This is a genomic window from Mycobacterium sp. IDUB_1, assembly GCF_055419625.1.
Window position 1 is genome coordinate 440,674 of record NZ_JBVAYA010000002.1, and the last position, 19,190, is coordinate 459,863.

24 protein-coding genes are annotated in these 19,190 nt (G+C 68.1%); 15 read left to right on the forward strand and 9 right to left on the reverse strand.

The window, feature by feature from the left end:
• Positions 1–18 precede the first annotated feature (18 nt).
• Genes eno through ACZYYX_RS15035 form a run of 4 tightly spaced genes read left to right on the forward strand, consistent with a single transcriptional unit; the run spans position 19 to position 3,417 of the window.
• A complete protein-coding gene (gene eno, locus ACZYYX_RS15020; protein ID WP_335328991.1) occupies positions 19–1,308 on the forward strand; it encodes a phosphopyruvate hydratase in 1,290 nt (429 codons plus the stop codon).
• A 3-nt stretch (positions 1,309–1,311) separates the two neighbouring features.
• A complete protein-coding gene (locus ACZYYX_RS15025) occupies positions 1,312–1,995 on the forward strand; it encodes an FtsB family cell division protein (protein ID WP_463815309.1) in 684 nt (227 codons plus the stop codon).
• A complete protein-coding gene (locus ACZYYX_RS15030) occupies positions 1,988–2,479 on the forward strand; it encodes a DUF501 domain-containing protein (RefSeq protein WP_463815310.1) in 492 nt (163 codons plus the stop codon). The genes ACZYYX_RS15025 and ACZYYX_RS15030 overlap by 8 nt, the downstream gene beginning before the upstream one ends.
• On the forward strand, positions 2,476–3,417 hold the full coding sequence (locus ACZYYX_RS15035; protein WP_463815311.1) for a Ppx/GppA phosphatase family protein: 942 nt from the start codon (positions 2,476–2,478) through the stop codon (positions 3,415–3,417). Before ACZYYX_RS15030 ends, ACZYYX_RS15035 begins: the two co-directional genes overlap by 4 nt.
• A gap of 85 nt (positions 3,418–3,502) precedes the next feature.
• On the opposite strand, the gene ACZYYX_RS15040 is transcribed toward ACZYYX_RS15035, so the two are convergent.
• On the reverse strand, positions 3,503–3,970 hold the full coding sequence (locus ACZYYX_RS15040) for a DUF4383 domain-containing protein (protein WP_463815312.1): 468 nt from the start codon (positions 3,968–3,970) through the stop codon (positions 3,503–3,505).
• A gap of 75 nt (positions 3,971–4,045) precedes the next feature.
• Positions 4,046–5,917: a propionyl-CoA synthetase gene (locus tag ACZYYX_RS15045; protein ID WP_463815313.1), complete on the reverse strand. Its 1,872-nt coding sequence runs from the start codon at positions 5,915–5,917 to the stop codon at positions 4,046–4,048.
• 37 nt (positions 5,918–5,954) lie between these two features.
• On the opposite strand from ACZYYX_RS15045, the gene ACZYYX_RS15050 reads away from it, so the two are divergent.
• Positions 5,955–6,827 carry an alpha/beta fold hydrolase gene (locus ACZYYX_RS15050; RefSeq protein ID WP_463815314.1) on the forward strand — a complete coding sequence of 291 codons (873 nt, stop codon included), beginning with the start codon at positions 5,955–5,957 and terminating at the stop codon, positions 6,825–6,827.
• 148 nt (positions 6,828–6,975) lie between these two features.
• Positions 6,976–7,644: a hypothetical protein gene (locus ACZYYX_RS15055; protein ID WP_463815315.1), complete on the forward strand. Its 669-nt coding sequence runs from the start codon at positions 6,976–6,978 to the stop codon at positions 7,642–7,644.
• Between the two features lie 4 nt (positions 7,645–7,648).
• On the opposite strand, the gene ACZYYX_RS15060 is transcribed toward ACZYYX_RS15055, so the two are convergent.
• Positions 7,649–7,888 (reverse strand): hypothetical protein, encoded by a 240-nt coding sequence (locus tag ACZYYX_RS15060; protein ID WP_463815316.1) that lies wholly within the window; start codon positions 7,886–7,888, stop codon positions 7,649–7,651.
• Between the two features lie 70 nt (positions 7,889–7,958).
• The gene (locus tag ACZYYX_RS15065; protein ID WP_046363112.1) at positions 7,959–8,234 is read right to left on the reverse strand and encodes a DUF4235 domain-containing protein; all 276 of its coding nucleotides are present in this window, start codon (positions 8,232–8,234) and stop codon (positions 7,959–7,961) included.
• Between the two features lie 73 nt (positions 8,235–8,307).
• On the opposite strand from ACZYYX_RS15065, the gene ACZYYX_RS15070 reads away from it, so the two are divergent.
• From ACZYYX_RS15070 to ACZYYX_RS15090, 5 genes are all read left to right on the forward strand, one after another.
• Positions 8,308–8,808, forward strand: a complete 501-nt coding sequence (locus ACZYYX_RS15070) for a DUF6328 family protein (RefSeq protein WP_463815317.1) — start codon at positions 8,308–8,310, stop codon at positions 8,806–8,808.
• Between the two features lie 62 nt (positions 8,809–8,870).
• Positions 8,871–9,710 carry an SDR family oxidoreductase gene (locus ACZYYX_RS15075; protein ID WP_463815318.1) on the forward strand — a complete coding sequence of 280 codons (840 nt, stop codon included), beginning with the start codon at positions 8,871–8,873 and terminating at the stop codon, positions 9,708–9,710.
• Between the two features lie 54 nt (positions 9,711–9,764).
• Positions 9,765–10,946 (forward strand): zinc-dependent alcohol dehydrogenase, encoded by a 1,182-nt coding sequence (locus ACZYYX_RS15080; protein WP_463815319.1) that lies wholly within the window; start codon positions 9,765–9,767, stop codon positions 10,944–10,946.
• 50 nt (positions 10,947–10,996) lie between these two features.
• A complete protein-coding gene (locus ACZYYX_RS15085; RefSeq protein ID WP_463815320.1) occupies positions 10,997–12,019 on the forward strand; it encodes a DNA topoisomerase IB in 1,023 nt (340 codons plus the stop codon).
• A gap of 66 nt (positions 12,020–12,085) precedes the next feature.
• Complete coding sequence (locus tag ACZYYX_RS15090) at positions 12,086–12,343, forward strand: DUF7218 family protein (protein WP_463815321.1); 258 nt, start codon at positions 12,086–12,088, stop codon at positions 12,341–12,343.
• Here ACZYYX_RS15090 and ACZYYX_RS15095 read toward each other — a convergent pair.
• Positions 12,329–13,228, reverse strand: coding sequence for a LysR family transcriptional regulator (locus ACZYYX_RS15095; protein ID WP_463815322.1), 900 nt, complete (start codon positions 13,226–13,228; stop codon positions 12,329–12,331). The genes ACZYYX_RS15090 and ACZYYX_RS15095 overlap by 15 nt on opposite strands.
• Positions 13,229–13,311: 83 nt before the next feature.
• Here ACZYYX_RS15095 and ACZYYX_RS15100 point away from each other — a divergent pair, with 83 nt between their 5' ends.
• From ACZYYX_RS15100 to ACZYYX_RS15110, 3 genes are all read left to right on the forward strand, one after another.
• Complete coding sequence (locus tag ACZYYX_RS15100; RefSeq protein WP_463815323.1) at positions 13,312–14,325, forward strand: alpha/beta fold hydrolase; 1,014 nt, start codon at positions 13,312–13,314, stop codon at positions 14,323–14,325.
• A gap of 5 nt (positions 14,326–14,330) precedes the next feature.
• Positions 14,331–15,095: an SDR family NAD(P)-dependent oxidoreductase gene (locus tag ACZYYX_RS15105; RefSeq protein ID WP_463815812.1), complete on the forward strand. Its 765-nt coding sequence runs from the start codon at positions 14,331–14,333 to the stop codon at positions 15,093–15,095.
• Between the two features lie 87 nt (positions 15,096–15,182).
• The gene (locus ACZYYX_RS15110) at positions 15,183–16,004 is read left to right on the forward strand and encodes an alpha/beta hydrolase (RefSeq protein WP_463815813.1); all 822 of its coding nucleotides are present in this window, start codon (positions 15,183–15,185) and stop codon (positions 16,002–16,004) included.
• Here the strand turns inward: ACZYYX_RS15110 and ACZYYX_RS15115 are convergent.
• A complete protein-coding gene (locus tag ACZYYX_RS15115) occupies positions 16,001–16,183 on the reverse strand; it encodes a hypothetical protein (protein WP_463815324.1) in 183 nt (60 codons plus the stop codon). The genes ACZYYX_RS15110 and ACZYYX_RS15115 overlap by 4 nt on opposite strands.
• Positions 16,184–16,419: 236 nt before the next feature.
• On the opposite strand from ACZYYX_RS15115, the gene ACZYYX_RS15120 reads away from it, so the two are divergent.
• A complete protein-coding gene (locus tag ACZYYX_RS15120; protein WP_463815325.1) occupies positions 16,420–16,731 on the forward strand; it encodes a hypothetical protein in 312 nt (103 codons plus the stop codon).
• A gap of 3 nt (positions 16,732–16,734) precedes the next feature.
• Here the strand turns inward: ACZYYX_RS15120 and ACZYYX_RS15125 are convergent, their stop codons facing one another.
• Genes ACZYYX_RS15125 through ACZYYX_RS15135 form a run of 3 tightly spaced genes read right to left on the reverse strand, consistent with a single transcriptional unit; the run spans position 16,735 to position 19,153 of the window.
• The gene (locus tag ACZYYX_RS15125; RefSeq protein ID WP_463815326.1) at positions 16,735–17,475 is read right to left on the reverse strand and encodes an amino acid ABC transporter ATP-binding protein; all 741 of its coding nucleotides are present in this window, start codon (positions 17,473–17,475) and stop codon (positions 16,735–16,737) included.
• Positions 17,472–18,299, reverse strand: coding sequence for an amino acid ABC transporter permease (locus ACZYYX_RS15130; protein WP_335331663.1), 828 nt, complete (start codon positions 18,297–18,299; stop codon positions 17,472–17,474). The genes ACZYYX_RS15125 and ACZYYX_RS15130 overlap by 4 nt, the downstream gene beginning before the upstream one ends.
• Entirely contained in the window at positions 18,296–19,153 is an 858-nt protein-coding gene (locus ACZYYX_RS15135; RefSeq protein WP_463815327.1) for an ABC transporter substrate-binding protein, read from the reverse strand. The genes ACZYYX_RS15130 and ACZYYX_RS15135 overlap by 4 nt, the downstream gene beginning before the upstream one ends.
• Between the last annotated feature and the right edge of the window lie 37 nt (positions 19,154–19,190).

Sequence of the window (19,190 nt, forward strand, 5' to 3'; positions counted from 1 at the left end):
ATGACCAAGGAGGCAGTCGTGCCCATCATCGAGCAGGTCGGAGCCCGCGAGATTCTCGATTCCCGGGGTAACCCGACGGTCGAGGTGGAGGTGGGCCTGCTGGACGGCACGGTCGCCCGCGCCGCCGTCCCGTCGGGTGCCTCCACCGGGGAGCACGAGGCCGTGGAGCTGCGCGACGGCGGTTCGCGCTACCTCGGTAAGGGCGTGCAGAAGGCTGTCGAGGCGGTGCTCGACGAGATCGCGCCCGCGGTCATCGGCCTCGGCGCCGATGAGCAGCGCCTCGTCGACCAGGCGCTCCTCGACCTCGACGGCACGCCGGACAAGTCCCGGCTGGGCGCCAACGCGATCCTCGGCGTCTCGCTGGCGGTGGCCAAGGCCGCCGCCGACAGCGCCGCACTGCCGCTGTTCCGCTACGTGGGCGGCCCGAACGCGCACATCCTGCCGGTGCCGATGATGAACATCATCAACGGTGGCGCCCACGCCGACACGGGCGTCGACGTCCAGGAGTTCATGATCGCCCCGATCGGCGCCCCCAGTTTCAAGGAAGCGCTGCGCTGGGGTGCGGAGGTCTATCACTCGCTCAAGTCGGTGCTGAAGAAGCAGGGCCTCGCGACGGGTCTGGGTGACGAGGGCGGCTTCGCCCCCGACCTGCCCGGCACGAAGGCGGCGCTGGATCTGATCGGCACCGCCATCGAAGCCGCGGGCTTCACGGTCGGCAGTGACATCGCACTCGCGCTCGACGTCGCGGCCACCGAGTTCTACACCGACGGCACCGGCTACGCGTTCGAGAAGGAGACCCGCTCCGCCGAGCAGATGGCGGCCTTCTACGAGCAGCTGATCGGCGCCTACCCGCTGGTGTCGATCGAGGACCCGCTCTCGGAGGACGACTGGGACGGCTGGGTCGCGCTGACCACCGCGATCGGCGACCGGGTGCAGTTGGTCGGCGACGACCTGTTCGTCACCAACCCCGAGCGCCTCGAGGACGGCATCGAGCGCGGCGCCGCCAACGCGCTGCTGGTCAAGGTGAACCAGATCGGCACGTTGACCGAGACGCTGGACGCGGTGTCGCTGGCGCACAACGCCGGCTACAAGACGATGATGAGCCACCGCAGCGGCGAGACCGAGGACACCACGATCGCCGACCTGGCTGTGGCCGTCGGCAGCGGGCAGATCAAGACCGGTGCTCCCGCCCGCAGTGAGCGGGTCGCCAAGTACAACCAGCTGCTGCGCATCGAAGAGGAACTCGGTGACGCGGCTCGCTACGCCGGCGATCTGGCCTTCCCGCGATTCGAAGGCGGAGCGAAATAGCCTGTGCCCGAAGCCAAACGGCCTGATCCGCGGCGTCGCACCTCTCGGCCCGCCGGGCCGGGTAAGCCCGGGCGGGCCAAGCCCGGCGCGACGTCGGGCCGCCGTGAGCGCAGCGCGGCCGAACCGCGGGTACCCGAGGACGACGCCGTCACCGAGGCAGAGTCAGACACCCCTGGCACGTCGATTCGTGCCTCGATCGCCGCGTCGATGCAGGCCTCGGCCGACCAGCGCTTCGGTTCGACGGCTCGTCGTGCGGCGATCCTGGCGGCGGTGGTGTGTGTGTTGACGCTGACGATCGCCGGGCCGGTGCGTACGTACTTCGGCCAGCGCACCGAGATGAAGCAGTTGCAGGCCTCGGAGTCCCAACTGCGGGACCAGATCGCGGATTTGGAGGCGCAGAAGGCGAAGTTGGCCGATCCGGTGTTCATCGCCGCGCAGGCGCGTGAACGGCTGGGTTTCGTGATGCCGGGGGAGATCCCGTATCAGGTGCAGTTGCCGGCCGGGGCAACGCAGGCGGGGGAGGCGCCGCAGGGCGTGGGCCCGGCGGCGAGTTCCGACCCCTGGTACACCGCGCTGTGGCACACGATCGCCGATGCGCCGCACGGCATTTCGCCGACTGCGCCGCCCCCGCTACCTGCAGTGCCGCCGCCAGGCCCGCCACTACCATCGCCGGCGCCCGGTGGTTGAGTCGACGGATCTCGAGGTCGTCGCGCGGCAGTTGGGGCGTGAGCCGCGCGGTGTTCTCGAGATCGCCTACCGCTGCCCGGACGGGGACCCGGCCGTGGTGAAGACCGCGCCGAGATTGCCTGACGGCACGCCGTTCCCGACGCTGTACTACCTGACGCATCCGGCCTTGACGGCGGCGGCGAGCCGGCTGGAATCGTCGGGGTTGATGCGAGACATGACGCAGCGGCTGGCCGACGATGCGGAGTTGGCGGCGGCGTATCGCCGTGCCCACGAGTCGTATCTGGCCGAGCGTGACGCGATCGAGTCGCTGGGCACGACGTTCTCCGGCGGCGGCATGCCCGACCGGGTCAAGTGCCTGCACGTGGTGATCGCCCACTCGCTGGCCAAGGGGCCGGGCGTCAATCCGTTCGGCGACGAGGCGTTGGCGGTGCTGGCGGCCGAGCCGGAGATGGCCGGCATCCTCGATCCGGAGGTGTGGACATGAGCGCCAGGGTGGCCGCGGTGGATTGCGGAACCAACTCGATCCGCTTGCTGATCGCCGACGTCACCGACGGGCGTCTCACCGACGTGCATCGGGAAATGCGGATCGTCCGGCTGGGGCAGGGCGTGGATGCGACCGGGGAGTTCGCGCCCGAGGCGCTGGCTCGCACCCGCGCGGCGCTCGAGGCCTACGCCGCGTTGATGCGGGACCACGAGGTGTCGGCGGTGCGGATGGTGGCGACGTCGGCTGCGCGGGACGCCGGCAATCGGGACGAGTTCTTCGCGATGACGTCCGAGGTGCTCGGTACGGTCGTCACCGGGGCGGTGGCCGAGGTGATCACCGGCGAGCAGGAGGCGCGGTTGTCGTTCCTCGGCGCGGTGGGTGAATTGGATTCCACGGCAGCGCCTTTCGTCGTGGTCGACCTGGGCGGTGGCTCGACGGAGGTGGTGCTCGGCACGGACGACGTGGAGGCCGCCTACTCGGCGGACATCGGTTGCGTGCGGTTGACCGAGCGGTGCCTGCATTCCGATCCTCCGACGGAGGAGGAGGTCGCCGCGGCGCGTGCCGTGGTGCGCGAGGCTCTCGACACGGTACTCGGGGTGGTGCCGGTGCAGCACGCCAAGACCTGGGTGGGGGTCGCGGGCACTATGACCACGCTGGCCGCGTTGGCGCGGAAGATGACCACCTATGACTCCGATGCGATCCACCTGTCCTCGGTGGGCTTCGACGAGCTGCTGCCGGTGTGTGCGGACCTACTGGCGATGACCCGCGCTCAGCGCGCCGTGCTGGGGCCGATGCACGAGGGTCGGGTCGACGTGATCGGCGGCGGCGCGCTGATCGTGACGGAGTTGGCCGCGGTGCTCGCCGACCGTGCCGGCATCGATCGGCTGCTGGTCAGTGAGCACGACATCCTCGACGGGATCGCGCTGTCGATTGCCTGACTGCGCGCCGAACGTACGGTTTCTGACGGAAATCGGCCGAAATCCATCAGAATGCGTGCACTCGGCGCGGCCCCGCGGCCCGGCCTCAGTGGCTGGCGGCGCGCCGCACCCGTGAGCGGCGTTTCGTCGGATCGTGCTGTCCGGCCAGGGTGACGGCCAGCAGCACCATCACCGCGAAGATGCCCGCGTGTAGCCAGTTGTCGGCACCGTTGAGCGACAGGACGTGGGCGTTGCTTCCGCGTTCGACGAGCAGTCCGTAGATCCAGAGCCCCAGGTAGATCAGCCCACCGCCGAGCAGATAGGCGCGGGAGGCGGCGTAGCTGCGCGCGCCGGCGAACCCCGCGACACCGACCACGATGTGGACGATGTTCAGCAGCGCCGAGACTCCGAACATCCCGAACAGAAAGGCCCCGGACTGCTGACCGGCCCAGGTCAGCCGGTCGACCCCGGAGGTGACGCCCGGGACGAATCCGAGTACTCCGATGACGGTCAGCGCGACCGCCACGATCAAAGCTGCGCCTTGTACGGCCATGTATTTCGGGCTGTCCGCCATCCCGTCCTCCTTCGCGTCGTCATATTGACGTGCGTGCAGGAAGAAGTACCCCGCGCGGCGCCGGGATAACACCCCTCAGGGGCGCAGGATCGGGCCGAGCTTCTCCAGGACGGCCGGGTCCTCGATGGTCGACGGCACCGGTTCGTCGCGGCCGGTGGCCAACCCCCGCATGGTCTTGCGCAGGATCTTGCCCGACCGCGTCTTGGGCAGGGCGGGGACGACGTCGACGAGCCGGAACGCGGCGACGGCCCCGATCTCGTCGCGCACCAGTTGCACCAGCTCGTCGGCGAGTCCGTCGGTGGAGGCGCCCGCCTTGACCACCACCAGGCCTCGCGGCGCCTGCCCCTTGATCTCGTCGGGCACCCCGATGACCGCGCACTCGGCGACCGCGGGGTGGGTGGCGAGCACCTCTTCGATGGCGCCGGTGGACAGGCGGTGCCCGGCGACGTTGATGACGTCGTCGATGCGTCCCATCACGAACAGGTAGCCGTCGGTGTCGAAGTGACCACCGTCGCCGGTGAGGTAGTAGCCGGGGTACTCGGACAGGTAGGACTGCTCGTAGCGGTCATCGGCGTGCCACAGTGTCGGCAGGGTTCCGGGCGGCAGGGGCAGGCGGATGCAGATGGCGCCTTCCTGATCGGGTGCGCAGTCGCTGCCGTCTTCGCGCAGGATGTGCACGTCGAAGCCGGGCATCGGGACTGTCGGCGAGCCCGCCTTGATCGGAAAGGCCTCTGTTCCCATAGGATTCGCGGCGATCGGCCAGCCGGTCTCGGTCTGCCACCAGTGGTCGATCACCGGGATGCCGAGCTTGTCGGCGGCCCAGTGATAGGTATCGGGATCGAGGCGCTCGCCGGCGAGGAACAGATACTGCAGCGACGAGAGGTCGTACTCGTCGACGTACTTGCCTTCCGGGTCTTCCTTGCGGATCGCCCGGATCGCGGTGGGCGCGGTGAACAGCGCTTTGACCCGGTGTTCGGAGATGACCCGCCAGAAGGCGCCGGGGTCGGGCGTGCCGACGGGTTTGCCTTCGTAGAGCACGGTCGTCGCGCCGAGAAGCAGTGGGGCGTAGACGATGTAGGAGTGGCCGACCACCCAGCCCACGTCGGAGGCTGCCCAGAACACGTCGCCAGGGGTGATGTCGTAGATGTGCCGCATGCTCCACAGCAGCGCGACGGCGTGACCGCCGTTGTCCCGCACGATGCCTTTGGGCTTGCCGGTGGTGCCCGAGGTGTAGAGCACGTAGAGCGGGTCGGTGGCGGCGACGGGGACCGGGTCGACGGGGCTCGCGGCGGCCATCACGTCGGCCCAGTCCAGGTCTCGACCTTCGAGGAGCTCGCAACGGTGCCGATCTCGTTGCACGACAACACAATTCCGTGGTGGGTGGCTGGACATGCCGATCGCGGCGTCGAGCATGGGCTTGTACTCGACGACGCGCGTGGGCTCGATGCCGCAGGACGCGGAGACGATCACGGCGGGGTGGACATCGTCGATGCGGACGGCGAGCTCGTGCGGCGCGAATCCGCCGAACACCACCGAGTGCACCGCACCGAGCCGCGCGCAGGCCAGCATCGCGATGACGGCCTCGGGGATCATCGGCATGTAGATGATCACCCGATCCCCGGGGCCGACGCCGAGATCGCGCAGCGCACCGGCGAATCGTGCAGTGTGGTCGGTCAATTCGCGGTAGGTGTAGGTGCGCTGTGTGTCGGTGACCGCCGAGTCGTAGATCATTGCCGGCTGTTCTCCGCGGCCCGCCTCGACGTGACGATCCAGCGCGTTCGCGCACGTGTTGAGCTCGGCGTCGGGAAACCACCGGTAGAACGGCGGCCGGCTGTCGTCGAGGACGGCTTGCGGCGCGCGGGTCCAGGTGACGTCGGTGGCCGCGTCGGCCCAGAACGCTTCGGGATCGGAGATGCTGGCGTCGAACAGGTCGCGGTACCCGGGCATATCAGCACCGTAAACCTTCCCCGTTAGTCTCAGGGGCATGACGAACCAACCCCCTCCTATCGGAGGGGTCCGCCGCAGTTACGTGACCGCGCGAGGTGTCCGTTTCCACGTCACCGAGGCTGGTCCCGAGGACGGCAGGCCGGTGCTCGCGCTGCACGGCTGGCCGCAGCACCACTGGGCCTATCGCGACCTGCTCGCCGACCCGCCGCCGGGGCTGCGGATCATCGCGCCCGACCTGCCGGGTTACGGCTGGTCAGGGCCTGCGCCGCACAAGTGGGCCAAGGAGGACGTGGTCAGCGACCTGGTGGCGCTGATGGACGCGATGGGTCTGGAGCACGTGCTGCTGGTGGGCCACGACTGGGGTGGTTTCATCGGCCACCTGCTGACGCTGCGGGTGCCGGAACGCATCGACGGCTATCTGGTGCTCAACATTCCGCACCCGTGGGTGTCGGCGAAGGCGCTGGCGCCGCACCTGTGGCGATTCCTGCTGTACCAGCCGTTCGTGGCGTCGATCGGGGTGCCGCTGCAGCGGCGCACGCCGTATCTGGAGCGGGTGATCTTCGGAGTCGCCGCCCCGAAGATCGATCGCCAGACGGCGCGGGTCTACGCCGATGCGTTCCGGGATCCCATGGTGGCGCGGACCGCGCGCGACACGTACCGCACGTTCCTGCTGCGCGAGGCTCGACAGAGCGCGCGCAACCCGGAGCGGCGCCGGTCGACGGTCCCGACGCGCGCGCTGTTCGGCAAGGACGACACGGCCATCCACCCGTCGCTGGCCGCGGCCGAGAGCGCCCGCGCCGACGACTACACCCTGGAGCTGGTCGACGGCGGCCACTTCATCCTCGACGAGCAGCCGGAGTTGGTGCGCGCCAGGCTGATCGCGCTCGCCGACGAGATCCCGACCCGCTGAGTTTCCCCCCGCGAGCAGACGCGAACTCGTGCTTTTCAGGCTCTGAAAGCAGGAGTTCGCGTCTGCTCGGCGTCAAAGATCAGCCGGCGGGCGTCAAGATGTCGCAAGGATCGCGCTCGGGCGGACCGTAGCGGCGTAGACCGAAGTCATGGCCGTTCTCGACGTTCACCGTCCCGCTCACCACCTGTCGACGTCGATTCGCCGCATGCGGCGCACGCTGCCGATGTCCACTCCCAGCGTGCCCGCGCGTGCACTGCGCGATCCGGTGGTGGCCGGCTGGGTGCGCGCCCACGGGATCACGGTGTCCGTGGCGGGGGTCGACGAGCTCGAGCAGACCGGGCACTGCGGCATCCGGACCGAGCACATCCTGGTGCGGTGCGGCGCGACGACGCCCCCGATCCGGGCAGCGGTGGCGGGCGGGGTCACGCGGTTCGTGGTCAGCTCCGACCGGCACGTCGACGTCCTCGCCTCGACCGGTCATCCCGACATCGCGGTGTATCTCGACGACCGCGGACCCGCGGTGATCGGGGAGCGTCGACTGCAGGTGGTCGGCGTGCATGCTGATGTCGACGATTCCGCCGGTGCCGTGGAGTGGGGAACGGCCGCCGAGCGGCTGCTGTGCCGCACCGCGGTCCTTCGCACCTGCGGGTTGCCGTTGGCGCGGATCAGTCTGACCGGCGGCGACATCTCCGAGTGGGTCTACGGCGACGGGCAGGTCAGCGGCGCGGTTGCGGCAGAGGTGGACAACGCTCTCACCGACGGGTGCGCGCGGTGGCGCCTGCCGCGCCCGTCGATAATGCTCGGTCCGGCGGTGTGACGGGTCAGTGCCCGGGTTCGCTGGCGACCAGCCCCGCGGCCTGGGCTTCGGCGACGGTGTCTTCCCACGCGCATTCGCCGACGACCAGTACGGCCAGGGCGATCACCAAAGCGAAAGTCGACACCGTCCAGTAGAGGATCGGTGAGACCGCGCCTGGCGTCGCCATCAGCATCACCGCGAGGCTGGCGGGAAGCGCGAGGGCAGCTGCGTACCCCAGCAGCCGGGTGTCGATCGTGCGGGACATGCCTCCACAGTCCGACCGGCGCTTAAGAACATGCCTATCGGTGGCTGTGGAAAGGCTATGAGTTCGCTGCTCAGCCGGGCGGCGGTTCGTTGGTCAGCGCCAAATACCCGCGGGCACCAGCCCGCTGCAGGCTCGCTCGCACCAGCCCGACGATCAGACCCTGGATGGCGCCGGCGATCAACACCGACGACGTCGAGTAGCTGAGGTCTTTGGGGTCCGGGGGTTCGGGATCGTTCTGCCCGACGCGCTTCCAGATCTGACCGAAGATCTGTCCAGCCAGCAGCCCGCCGCCAACACCGGTGGCCACCGACAGAGGGGTGTACAACTTTCTCGACAGCCTGCTCATGGCCGGGTGATTACCCGAGCGTGCGGTGGTCAAACGCGGTGCGGTGCGGCGGGGCGGGTGCGAAGATCGACGGGTGGACGCGCATCCGCTCGACGACGACGGAGGGTGGGACCGACGCGCCCGGCACGAGACGGAAACCGAACGGCTGGACCGCAATTGGGCCAGTCTGCTGCAGGAGTTGCGGGTCGTGCAGACCGGCGTGCAGCTGCTCACCGGGTTCTTGCTGACGCTGCCGTTCCAGCAGCGATTCACGATGCTGGGCCACAACATGCAGATGGTCTACCTGGCCACGGTCAGTGCGGCGGTGTTGTCCACCGCGCTGCTCATCGCCCCTGTCGGCATGCACCGCGTGCTGTTCCGCCGCCACCGCCTCGGCACGTTGGTCACCTTCGCCCATCGGTGCGCCTACGCCGGTCTGCTGCTCCTCGGCGCGGCGGTCACCGGGATGACGGTCATTATCTTCGACGCTGTCGCCGGGCTGACCGCTGCGTTGGCCGCCGGGGTGGCTGCGCTCGTGTTGTTCGCCTCGTTCTGGGTCGTGCTGCCGCTGACGCTGCGCCGCACCGGCGCGTAGTTTCGCCGCCCGGCCGCCGGGTACCTCGACGCCCTGACGGTCCACGAGACACAGGAGGCGCAATGCCCGACGGTGTGATTCCCTACCCCGGCGAGACAGCCGAGATGGCCGACAGGCCACGCGATGAGATGGCTGACTACATCGGCACGGGACTGCTCGAGGGCAAACGCGCACTGATCACCGGCGGTGACTCCGGTATCGGGCGCGCCGTCGCGGTCGCGTTCGCCAAGGAAGGCGCCGACGTCGCGATCGCCTACCTCGAGGAGCTCGACGACGCCGCCCACACGGTGTCGCTGGTCGAGGCGGCGGGCCGACAGGCCATCTCGCTCGAGGGTGACCTCGCCGACCCCGCGCACTGCCGCTCCGTGGTCGCGCAGACGGTGACACAGCTCGGCGGGCTGGACATCGTCGTCAACAACGTCGCCTTCCAGTCGCCGGTGTCCGACCTGACGGAGATCAGCGACGAGCAGTGGCGGCGGACCTTCGCGGTCAACATCGACAGCTTCTTCCACGTCACCAAGGCCGCTCTGGCGCATCTGCCCGACGGGTCGGCGATCATCAACACCGGATCCATCAACGGGTTGCGCGGCAACAAGTCGCTCATCGACTATTCGGCGACCAAGGGTGCGGTGATCGCGCTGACGTATTCGCTGGCGCAGTCTCTGTCCGAACGCAACATCCGGGTCAATTGTGTTGCCCCCGGCCCGGTCTGGACTCCGTTGATCCCGGCGACCATGCCTGCCGAGAAGGTCGAGTCCTTCGGCGAACAGGTGCCGATGGGGCGGGCGGCCCAACCCGACGAGATCGCACCGTCGTACGTGTTCTTCGCCGCGGGCCGACTCTCGTCCTACTACAGCGGTGAGGTGCTGGCTCCGATCGGCGGGGAGACACTGCCGGGCTGACGCGGTGCGGCTGATCGCGTTTCGACCGCATCCGCGCGGGTACGGCGAATTCTCATGAGAGCAGTGACATGGCACGGCCGGCGCGACGTGCGCGTCGACACCGTAGACGACCCCCGCATCGAGGAACCGACGGACGCGATCATCGAGGTGACGTCCACCAACATCTGCGGTTCCGATCTGCACCTCTACGAGGTGCTCGGCGCATTCATGAACACCGGGGACATCCTCGGTCACGAGGCGATGGGAGTGGTGCGCGAGGTCGGCTCAGGCGTATCGAATCTCGCGGTCGGGGACCGCATCGTGGTGCCGTTTCAGATCTCCTGCGGTCACTGCTTCATGTGCGACCAGCAGCTCTACACACAGTGTGAGACCACGCAGGTCCGCGACCAGGGCATGGGTGCCGCACTGTTCGGCTACTCGGAGCTCTACGGCGAGGTACCCGGAGGGCAGGCCGAATATCTGCGCATCCCGCAGGCCCAGTTCACGCACATCAAAGTGCCTGAGGGGCCGCCCGATTCGCGCTTCGTCTACCTGTCCGACGTGCTGCCCACCGCATGGCAGGGTGTGGCCTACGCTGGCATTCCCGACGGCGGATCGGTGACGGTGCTCGGACTGGGGCCGATCGGCGACATGGCGGCCCGCATCGCCACCCATCTCGGGCACCGCGTGATCGCCGTCGACCGCGTTCCGGAGCGGCTGGCGCGAGCCACCGCGCGGGGTATCGAGACCATCGACATGGCCGGGCTCAGCGGCTCGGTCGGCGACGCGGTACGCGACCTGACCGATGGGCGGGGCACCGACTCGGTCATCGACGCGGTGGGAATGGAAGCGCATGGCTCACCGATCGCCCAGGCCGCGCAGACGGCTGCGGCGTTCCTGCCCGACTTCGTCGCGAAACCGTTCATGCAGAAGGCCGGCGTCGACCGGCTCGGCGCGCTGTACTCGGCGATCGACTGCGTGCGCCGCGGCGGGACGATCTCGCTGAGTGGCGTGTACGGCGGCATGGCCGACCCGATGCCGATGCTGACGCTGTTCGACAAGCAGATCCAGCTGCGGATGGGTCAGGCCAACGTCAAGAAATGGGTTGACGACATCATGCCGCTGCTGACCGACGGCGACCCGTTGGGCGTCGACTCGTTCGCCACTCACGTGCTGCCGCTCGATCAAGCGCCGCACGCCTACGACATCTTCCAGAAGAAGCAGGACGGCGCCGTGAAGGTGATCCTCAAGCCCTGAGTGGGTACCCCCGATCGCACGTATGGGTCGGCAACAAGGGGTACGTCGGGATGCGCCTGGCACGTAGCAAGCTGGACACGCCGGGGATCGTCCGCAAGCGGCGCGGCAAGGGCTTCGCCTACTACGGGCCCGACGGCGAACTGCTGGCCGATCCCGATACGGCCCAGCGGATCAAGGACCTGGTCATCCCACCGGCGTGGAAGAACGTGTGGATCAGCCCACGGCCGAACGGCCACATCCAGGCGGTGGGAACCGACGCTGCGGGCCGGCGGCAGTACCTGTATCACGAGCGATGGCAGCAGGAACGGGCCGAGGAGAAGTTCGACCGGGTGCTCGAGCTCTCGACGCGGTTGCCGGAGTGGCGGTCCCGCATCGCGCGGGACCTGGCTGGTCGCGGCTTGACCCGGGACCGTGTGCTCGCGCTGGCCCTGCAGCTGCTGGACCGGGGGTATTTCCGGGCCGGCGGTGAGCAGTCGGCCGAGGATTTCGAGCACTACGGCTTGGCGACCCTGCTGTGTGAACACGTCACGGTGAAGAAGAACGCGGTCGAATTCGACTACCCCGCCAAGAGCGGGGTGCAGCGCACCGTCGAGATCGACGACCCAGAGGTGGTGCGTGCGGTCCGGTCGTTGATGCGCCGCACAGAACGCACCGAGCGGCTGCTGGTGTGCCGCAGCGGAAACAGCGACTGGGTCGACGTCAAGGCCGACGATCTGAATGCGCGATTCAAAGAGATCGTCGGTGACGAGTTCACCGTCAAGGATCTCCGCACCTGGCACGGCACCGTGCTGGCCGCCGCGTCGTTCGCCGCCGCGAAGCCGCCCACCTCGAAGACCGCGATCAAGCGTGAGACGTCGGCGGTGATGAAGGAGGTATCGAGCGAGCTGGGTAACACCCCGGCCGTCGCGCGGGCCTCCTATGTCGATCCGAGGGTGGTCACCGGATACGAGAACGGGTTGACGATCGCCGCGGCGACCAAACGGGCCGACACGATGCGCGACCTCGACAAGGCCCAGGAGCTGATGGAGAAGGCAACCCGTCAGCTGATCCGTCGGGTGGCGAGGGGAAAGTGATGTGTTTGGCAGCTGACGAGCGCGGAAAGCCTACATGCATCGTGCACATTGAAGGAGGTCGCACACATGCCGAACTCGTCGATCAAGAACGAGAAGATGTACGAGGATCTTCGGCGCGAGGGCAACTCGAAAGAGAAGGCCGCACGGATTTCCAACGCCGCGGCAGCCCGGGGCGCGTCGGCTGTGGGTCGAAAAGGGGGCCGGTCGGGCTCCTATGACGACTGGAAGGTCGACGAGCTCAAAGAACGTGCCAAAGAGCTTGGCCTCAGCGGGTATTCGCGAATGACCAAGGACAAACTGATCTCCGAACTACGGAGCCACTGACCCGTCTGCCGCCTCGAGCAGCGCCTGCGCCAACCGGGCCGCCGGCGGGGTCATGCGCCCGTCGGCTGGCGTGGCGAGATAGACCGACCACAGCACCGGTGTGGTCAGGTGCACCGTCCGTAGTGCGGGATACCGTATGGCCTCGGATTGCGGCATGAACGCGGTGCCCAAACCGCTACTGACCAGGTCGGCAACGGCATGGAATCCCGCCGGGACCTCGTACAGGGTTCGCGCTTGGCTCCCTGCACCGTGAAAGGCGTCGTCGACCAGGCGGCGCAACCCGAAACCCGGAGGAAACCCGATCAGCTCTTCGTCGGCCAGGTCGCCGATCGCCACCTGCTGGCGGTTCGCGATTCGGTGGTCGTCGCGGCACACGAACACCAGCGGGTCGTCGAACAACTTCTGCAGCCTCAGCGCGGCGGGAAAGCGGTCAGGTACAGAGACCAGCGCCACGTCGAGTGAGCCTTCCAGAAGTGCAGACAGGTAGGTCGACGCGCCAGTCTGACTGAGCCGCAATCGAAGTCGGACGTGCGGATGCTCGCGGTGGAAGTCGCCGAGGGCCCGCGCGACGTCCAGGGGGCCGAAGGCGATCAGCGAACCGAATTCGACGGCCCCCATCAAGGTGCCCCGGAATTCAACGACGGAGTCGACGGCGGCCCGGCCGGCGCGCACCACGTCGTGCGCATGGGTACGGAACCGTTCGCCCGCGGGGGTGAGGCTGATCTGCTGGCGGGAGCGATCGAACAGCGTCACCCCGAGCTCGCGTTCGAGTTTGCCCACTGACGTCGAGAGTGCGGATTGCACGACGTGCGCGCGCTCGGCGGCGCGGGTGAAGCTCATCTCCCCGGCGACAGCGAGGAAATGCTCGAGCTGACGGAACTCCATTCGCCCAACCTATCTCCATTGTTGATGACAATCATCCACAACAATCGTTGGCGTCGATCGCTCTTGAGCGCTGTGATGGGGTCATGAACGACAGCGTGAGCAGACGGCAGTTCGGATTCCTGTTGACGGCCGCGGCGGGCGCGGCGACGCTGGCCGCGGGTTCGTCCACCCCGGCCGGCGCCACTCCGCTGCCCGCGCCCGCTCACCCGATCGGTCCCGTCCGGCAGATCACCGCCGGCGATCTCGACGTCGGCTACGTCGACGCCGGGCCTCGCGACGGCCGGCCCGTGGTCCTGTTGCACGGGTGGCCCTACGACATCCACAGCTACGCCGACGTGACCGCGATCCTCGCCGGGCAGGGCTTCCGCGTCATCGTGCCCTTCCTTCGCGGCTTCGGCAGCACCCGGTTCTGTTCGGAGCGCACCCCCCGCAACGGCCAGCAGGCCGCTTTGGCCCACGACGTCATCGCACTGATGGATGCGCTCGGTATCCCTGCCGCCATCCTCGGTGGGTACGACTGGGGTGGTCGCACCGCCAACGTCGTCGCCGCACTGTGGCCGCAGCGGTGCACCGGACTCGTCGCGGTCAGCGGCTACATCATCGTGAACCGGGAAGCCAACCAGGCACCGCTCGCACCGCAGGCCGAATACGGCTGGTGGTACCAGTACTACTTCGCCACTGATCGGGGCGAACGCGGATACCGAAGCAACACTGCAGATTTCAACAAATTGATCTGGCGCAACGCCTCGCCGCTGTGGCACTTCGACGAACCCACCTACGATCTGACGGCCGCCGCCTTCGCCAACCCAGACCACACCGACGTGGTCATCCACAACTACCGGTGGCGGTTGAGCCTGGCACAGGGAGAGCCTCGGTACGACGACGACGAGCGCCGTCTGGCCGCCACACCCGCCATCACGGTTCCGACGATCACCATCGGCTCCGACTTCGACGGCCCCGCCAAGGACGGCGCCACCTATCGCGCGCGCTACACCGGCCGCTACCAACACCGCGTCCTCGACGGCATCGGACACAACGTGCCGCAGGAGGCTCCCCGAGACTTCGCGGCGGCGATCGCCGACGTGACCCGACAGTGAGGACGATCATGACCACATCAACCCCGTTGGCCGGCCGCACCGCCCTGGTGACCGGTTCGACATCAGGACTCGGCGCGGGAATCGCCACGACGCTGGCGAGAGCTGGCGCGCACGTCGTGATCACCGGACGCACCCGCAGTCGCGGTGAGGAGGTCGTCGCGAGTATCGAATCCTCCGGCGGTCGAGCCGCGTTCGTCGCCGCCGACTTCTCGAATCCCGCGCAGGCGGTCGCCGAAGTCGCGTCGCAGGCGACTGAGGCTGTCGGGGGTGTGCTCGACATCCTCGTCAACAACGTTGCCACGCTGGTGTTTCCGGCTCCGACGGCGGACGTCACCGTAGACGAGATCACCGACGCATTCGCGGTCAGTGTCACCGCTCCGTTCTTGCTGACGGGTCTCGTCGCACCTGCGATGGCTGCGCGCGGTGAGGGGGCGATCGTCAACATCGGTTCGATCAGCGCACTGTTCGGTTCGTCGGGGTCAGCCCTCTACGGCGCCACCAAGGCGAGTGTGCACATCCTGACGAAGGCCTGGGCCGATGAGTACGGACCGTCCGGTGTGCGTGTGAACGCGGTGGCGCCCGGGCCCATCGCCACCGAACGCATGGTGGAGTTCGGTGACGCGGTGAACCCCGTTCTGGCCCGGGTACCGTCGAACCGGATGAGCACCATCGACGAAGTCGCCTCCGCGGTCCTGTTCCTCGCCGGACCGCATGCCTCGAACATCCACGGCGCGATCGTGACCGTCGACGGTGGATTCTCGGCGGTCTGAAGGCAAGGTGTCGCTGTGCATAACGTGATCACCGATCCGTTGGCCCGCCTGTTCGCTGCAACGGTCAACCCCTCTCCGAAGCCGGCGGTGCGCTTCCCCGGCATCGAAGCACACACGTCGCTGGTCGACATCCCCACGCGACACGGGCCGGTCGAGGCGACCGTGTACCGACCGGACCAGCGGGTGCATCACCCGCCGGTGTACGTCAACATCCACGGCGGGGGCTTCGTGGTCGGGCACCGCGAGCAAGACGATCCGTGGTGTCGGTACCTGGCCGCCGCCGCAGGAGTGGTGATCGTCAACACCGATTACCTGCTCGCCCCGCGGTATCGCTTTCCCGTTGCGGCGCAACAGGTCTACGACGTGGTGTGCTGGGTCGCCGACGAGGGCCGGGACTGGGATGGCGCACGGTTGTCGGTGGGTGGCCAGAGTGCGGGCGGCAATCTCGCCGCGGCGGCAGCGCGCCAAGCGCTCGAGGACGGAGGCCCTGCGATCGGACTGCAGGTGTTGCACTATCCGCCGTTGGATCTCATCACCGCGGTGAAGGACAAGCCGTCACCATTGGGTGCGCGGGCGGTGATGAAACCGTGGATGGGGCAGGTGTTCGACAACGCCTATGTGCCTGACCGGCTCCGACGCCGCGACCGGCTGGTGTCACCCGCCTGGGGCGCGAATGCCGACGACATCGATGGCATCGCGCCCGCGGTGGTGGTCACCGCGGAGTACGACCGGTTACGCGACGAGGCGCGGTGGTACTCCGACCGTCTGGCTGCGGTGGGGTCGCTGGTCGACTACATCGAAGTGCCCGGAGTCGACCACGGGTACAACATCATGAGCGAGGCCGCGTCGGTCACGGAGCGGGTATACGCCCAGATCGCCGAGCACGTCGCACGCGTCGGGGCCCGCTAGCCCTGCTGGGCGCGCGCCTCTGCGCCGGACTCCTCGGTGTCGATGTCGTCATCGGAGCCGGCGCGTCCGACGTATGGGCCATCGGCCTGATCATCGTCGTTCTCACTGGCGCGTGAACCGGCCACCTTGGAGTCGGGCTCGACGTCGGACTCGGCCTTCTCGGACTCCGGAATGCTCATCTGTGCCTCCTGATCGGTTTCGCACGGCATGCCCGGACGGCCCGTGACCAAACCCCCGCGAACGATGACTGAGTTGTGACCGGCTGTCGATCATCGTTTGGTGGGTAGACCCTCGGGTATCGCTTCTCCATGGTCACGCGGCGGCTCGTTGCTGCGTACCCGACACGATGACCAGCGACAACGGGCTGTGCGGCGCCCCCGTCCCAATTTTCGCCCGTCGAGTGAGAGGAGTGAACATGCCGAACACCTCAAGAGATCCCGTCGACCACGCCCGCACGAACCGCCAGTTCGCCGGCGAAACGATGAAGGCAGGCAAGAACGCGCTGGGCCTGATCGGTGTCGGCCTCGGGGTGTTGTCGCTGGTGATCGCCCTGTTCTCGTTCGCCAACGGCTCGCGGACCACGGGAGTGGTCGCGGTGATCCTGGCTGTCGTGCTGGCAGGTGCCGGATTCGCGTGGCTCACGTTCCGGCACCGCAAGGTCGTGCAGAAGACGGTGGAGTGGCACCGGGAGCATCCCGAGGTGCCATACGAGCCGCCCACGAGTTGAGGGTCAGCGCCCAGAGGTGAAGCGTTGCAGGAACTGTCGCGTGCGCTCTTCGCGTGGCGTATCCAATACCGCTGCAGCTGAGCCTGATTCGACGATCTGACCGCCGTCGAGGAAGCACACGGTGTCGGCCACGTCGCGGGCGAAGGCCATCTCGTGGGTGGCCATCACGATCGTCGCCCCGGACGCCGCGAGTTCTCCGACGAGGGTGAGCACTTCGCCGACCAGCTCAGGGTCGAGCGCGCTCGTGATCTCATCCAGCAGAAGCAGTTTCGGCTCGTAGGCCAGTGCGCGGGCAATGGCGACACGCTGCTGCTGGCCGCCCGAGAGCTTGTCGGGATAGGACGTCGCGTGTGACTCCATGCCGACCCGGGTCAGTAGTTCGCGTGCCCGCTGCTCGGCCTCGCGCTTGCTGCTGCCGTGCACCACCCGCGGGGCAAGGGCGACGTTGCCCAGCGCGGTCATGTGCGGGAACAGGTTGAATGACTGGAACACCATCCCCACGGATTGGCGCGCCTCTTCGGCGTTGATCCGCGGATCGCTGATATCGCGGCCGCTCAGCAGAATCCGGCCGTCGTCGATGTCTTCGAGCAGATCGATGCACCGCAGTAGCGTCGACTTTCCCGACCCGGACGCGCCGATCAGCACCACCACCTCGTGCTCAGCCACGTCCAGGTCGACCCCGGCGAGCACCGTCCGGTCGTTGTACGCCTTGACCAGGCCCTGCACCTGGAGCAGCGGACTCACAGGGCGCCCTGCCGTGTCGCCGACCGGCGCGCGACCCAGTCGGCCAACCTCGCAGACGGCACCGCAAGCGCGACGAACAGCAGACCGGCCACCACGTACGGGGTGAAGTTGTAGGTGGTAGCGGACTGGATCTGCGCGGCGCGCACAGCGTCGACGGCGCCCAGCACGGAGATCAGACCACAGTCTTTCTGGAGCGCGACGAAGTCGTTGAGCAGCGCCGGGGTCACGCGGCGGGTGGCTTGCGGAAGAACGACCAGGCGCATGGTCTGGCGATACGTCAGGCCCAGCGATCGTGCCGCGGCGAACTGCGAGGGATGCACCGATTCGATGCCGGCCCGCAGAACCTCGGCGACGTAGGCCGAATAGACCAGGACCAGAGCGAGGCCGCCGAGGATCACGGGGCTGGTCGGCAGGCCGGTGAGGCGCAGACCCGGCAGGCCGAAGCCGACGAGGTACAGGCAGATCAGCAGCGGGAGACCACGGAACAGGTCGACGTAGCCGGTGGCCAGGGCGCGCAGCGGGAACCACACGGGCCCGCGCAGGGTGCGCAGAGCAGCGAGGGTGAGGCCCACGATGAGCACGAGGATCTGGCAGACGATGAGCACGCGGATGTTCAGCCACAGGCCGTTCAGCAGGGCGGGCAGGCTGTCCCAGCCGATGCGTAGGTTGAAGAACGAGTCGCGCACCCGCGGCCAGCCCGGCGCCGACGTCACGGCGAACAGCAGAACCGCGGCGAACACCAGCGTCGAGAGCAGCGCCACCAGCGTCGAGCGGCGCGCCCGCGCCTGCCGGTAGGCGACGCGGTCGATGCCGACGGTCGTCACGACAGGACCGGTGCGTTCCCCGCCTGAGCGAGCCAGGTCTTCTGCAGCTCTGCGAGCTCGCCACGCTCACGGAGTTGGTCCACGGCGCGGGAGACGCAGGCCGTCAACGGGCTTCCCTTGTCGAGGACGATGCCGAACTGCTCGGGCTTGTCCGAGCCGGCGGGCAGCTGGCCGACGATCTTGCCGTCGGTCAGCTCGGCCTGGATCTGGAAGGCGGTGGGCAGGTCGACGACGAGACCGTCGATCTGGCCGTTGGCGAGCGCGGCCTTGGCGTCGTCGTTGTTGTTGAACACGGCGACGCCGGGGTCGATCTTCTGCGCGGCGGTGTAGCTCGTGGAGCCCACCTGCGCGCCGAGCTTGAGCCCCTTGAGGCCGTCGACGGTGGTGACATTGGCTGCGGGAGAGGACTTCAGCGCGACGACAGTCTGGGTGACGTCGTAGTAGGGGGAGGAGAAGTCGACGGCCTGCTTGCGTTCGTCGGTGATGGAGAACTCGTTGAGATCGGCGTCGAACTGCTTGGGACCGGGCGCGATCGCGGCGTTGAACGGGACGCGAATCCAGGTGACGTTCTCCTTCGCGTAGCCGAGTTCGTTCGCGACGGCGTAGGCGACGGCCGACTCGAAACCCTTGCCGTTCGTGGGGTCGTCGCTGTCGAACCACGGGGCGTAGGCCGGCTGGTCGGTGGCGAAGGTGAAGGTGCCCGGCTTCAGGGTCGTCAGGCTGTCCTTGGTGCAGGTGTCAGCGTTGGCCGAGGCAGACGACGAGGCGGCCGGCTGCTCGTCGGCCGGGGCGCAGGCGGTCATGGCCGCGGGGACGAAGGCGAGCGCGCAGAGGACACCAGTGAGGCGATGCATGCGCGGCATCATCGCGCATTCGGCCGCCGGACGCTAC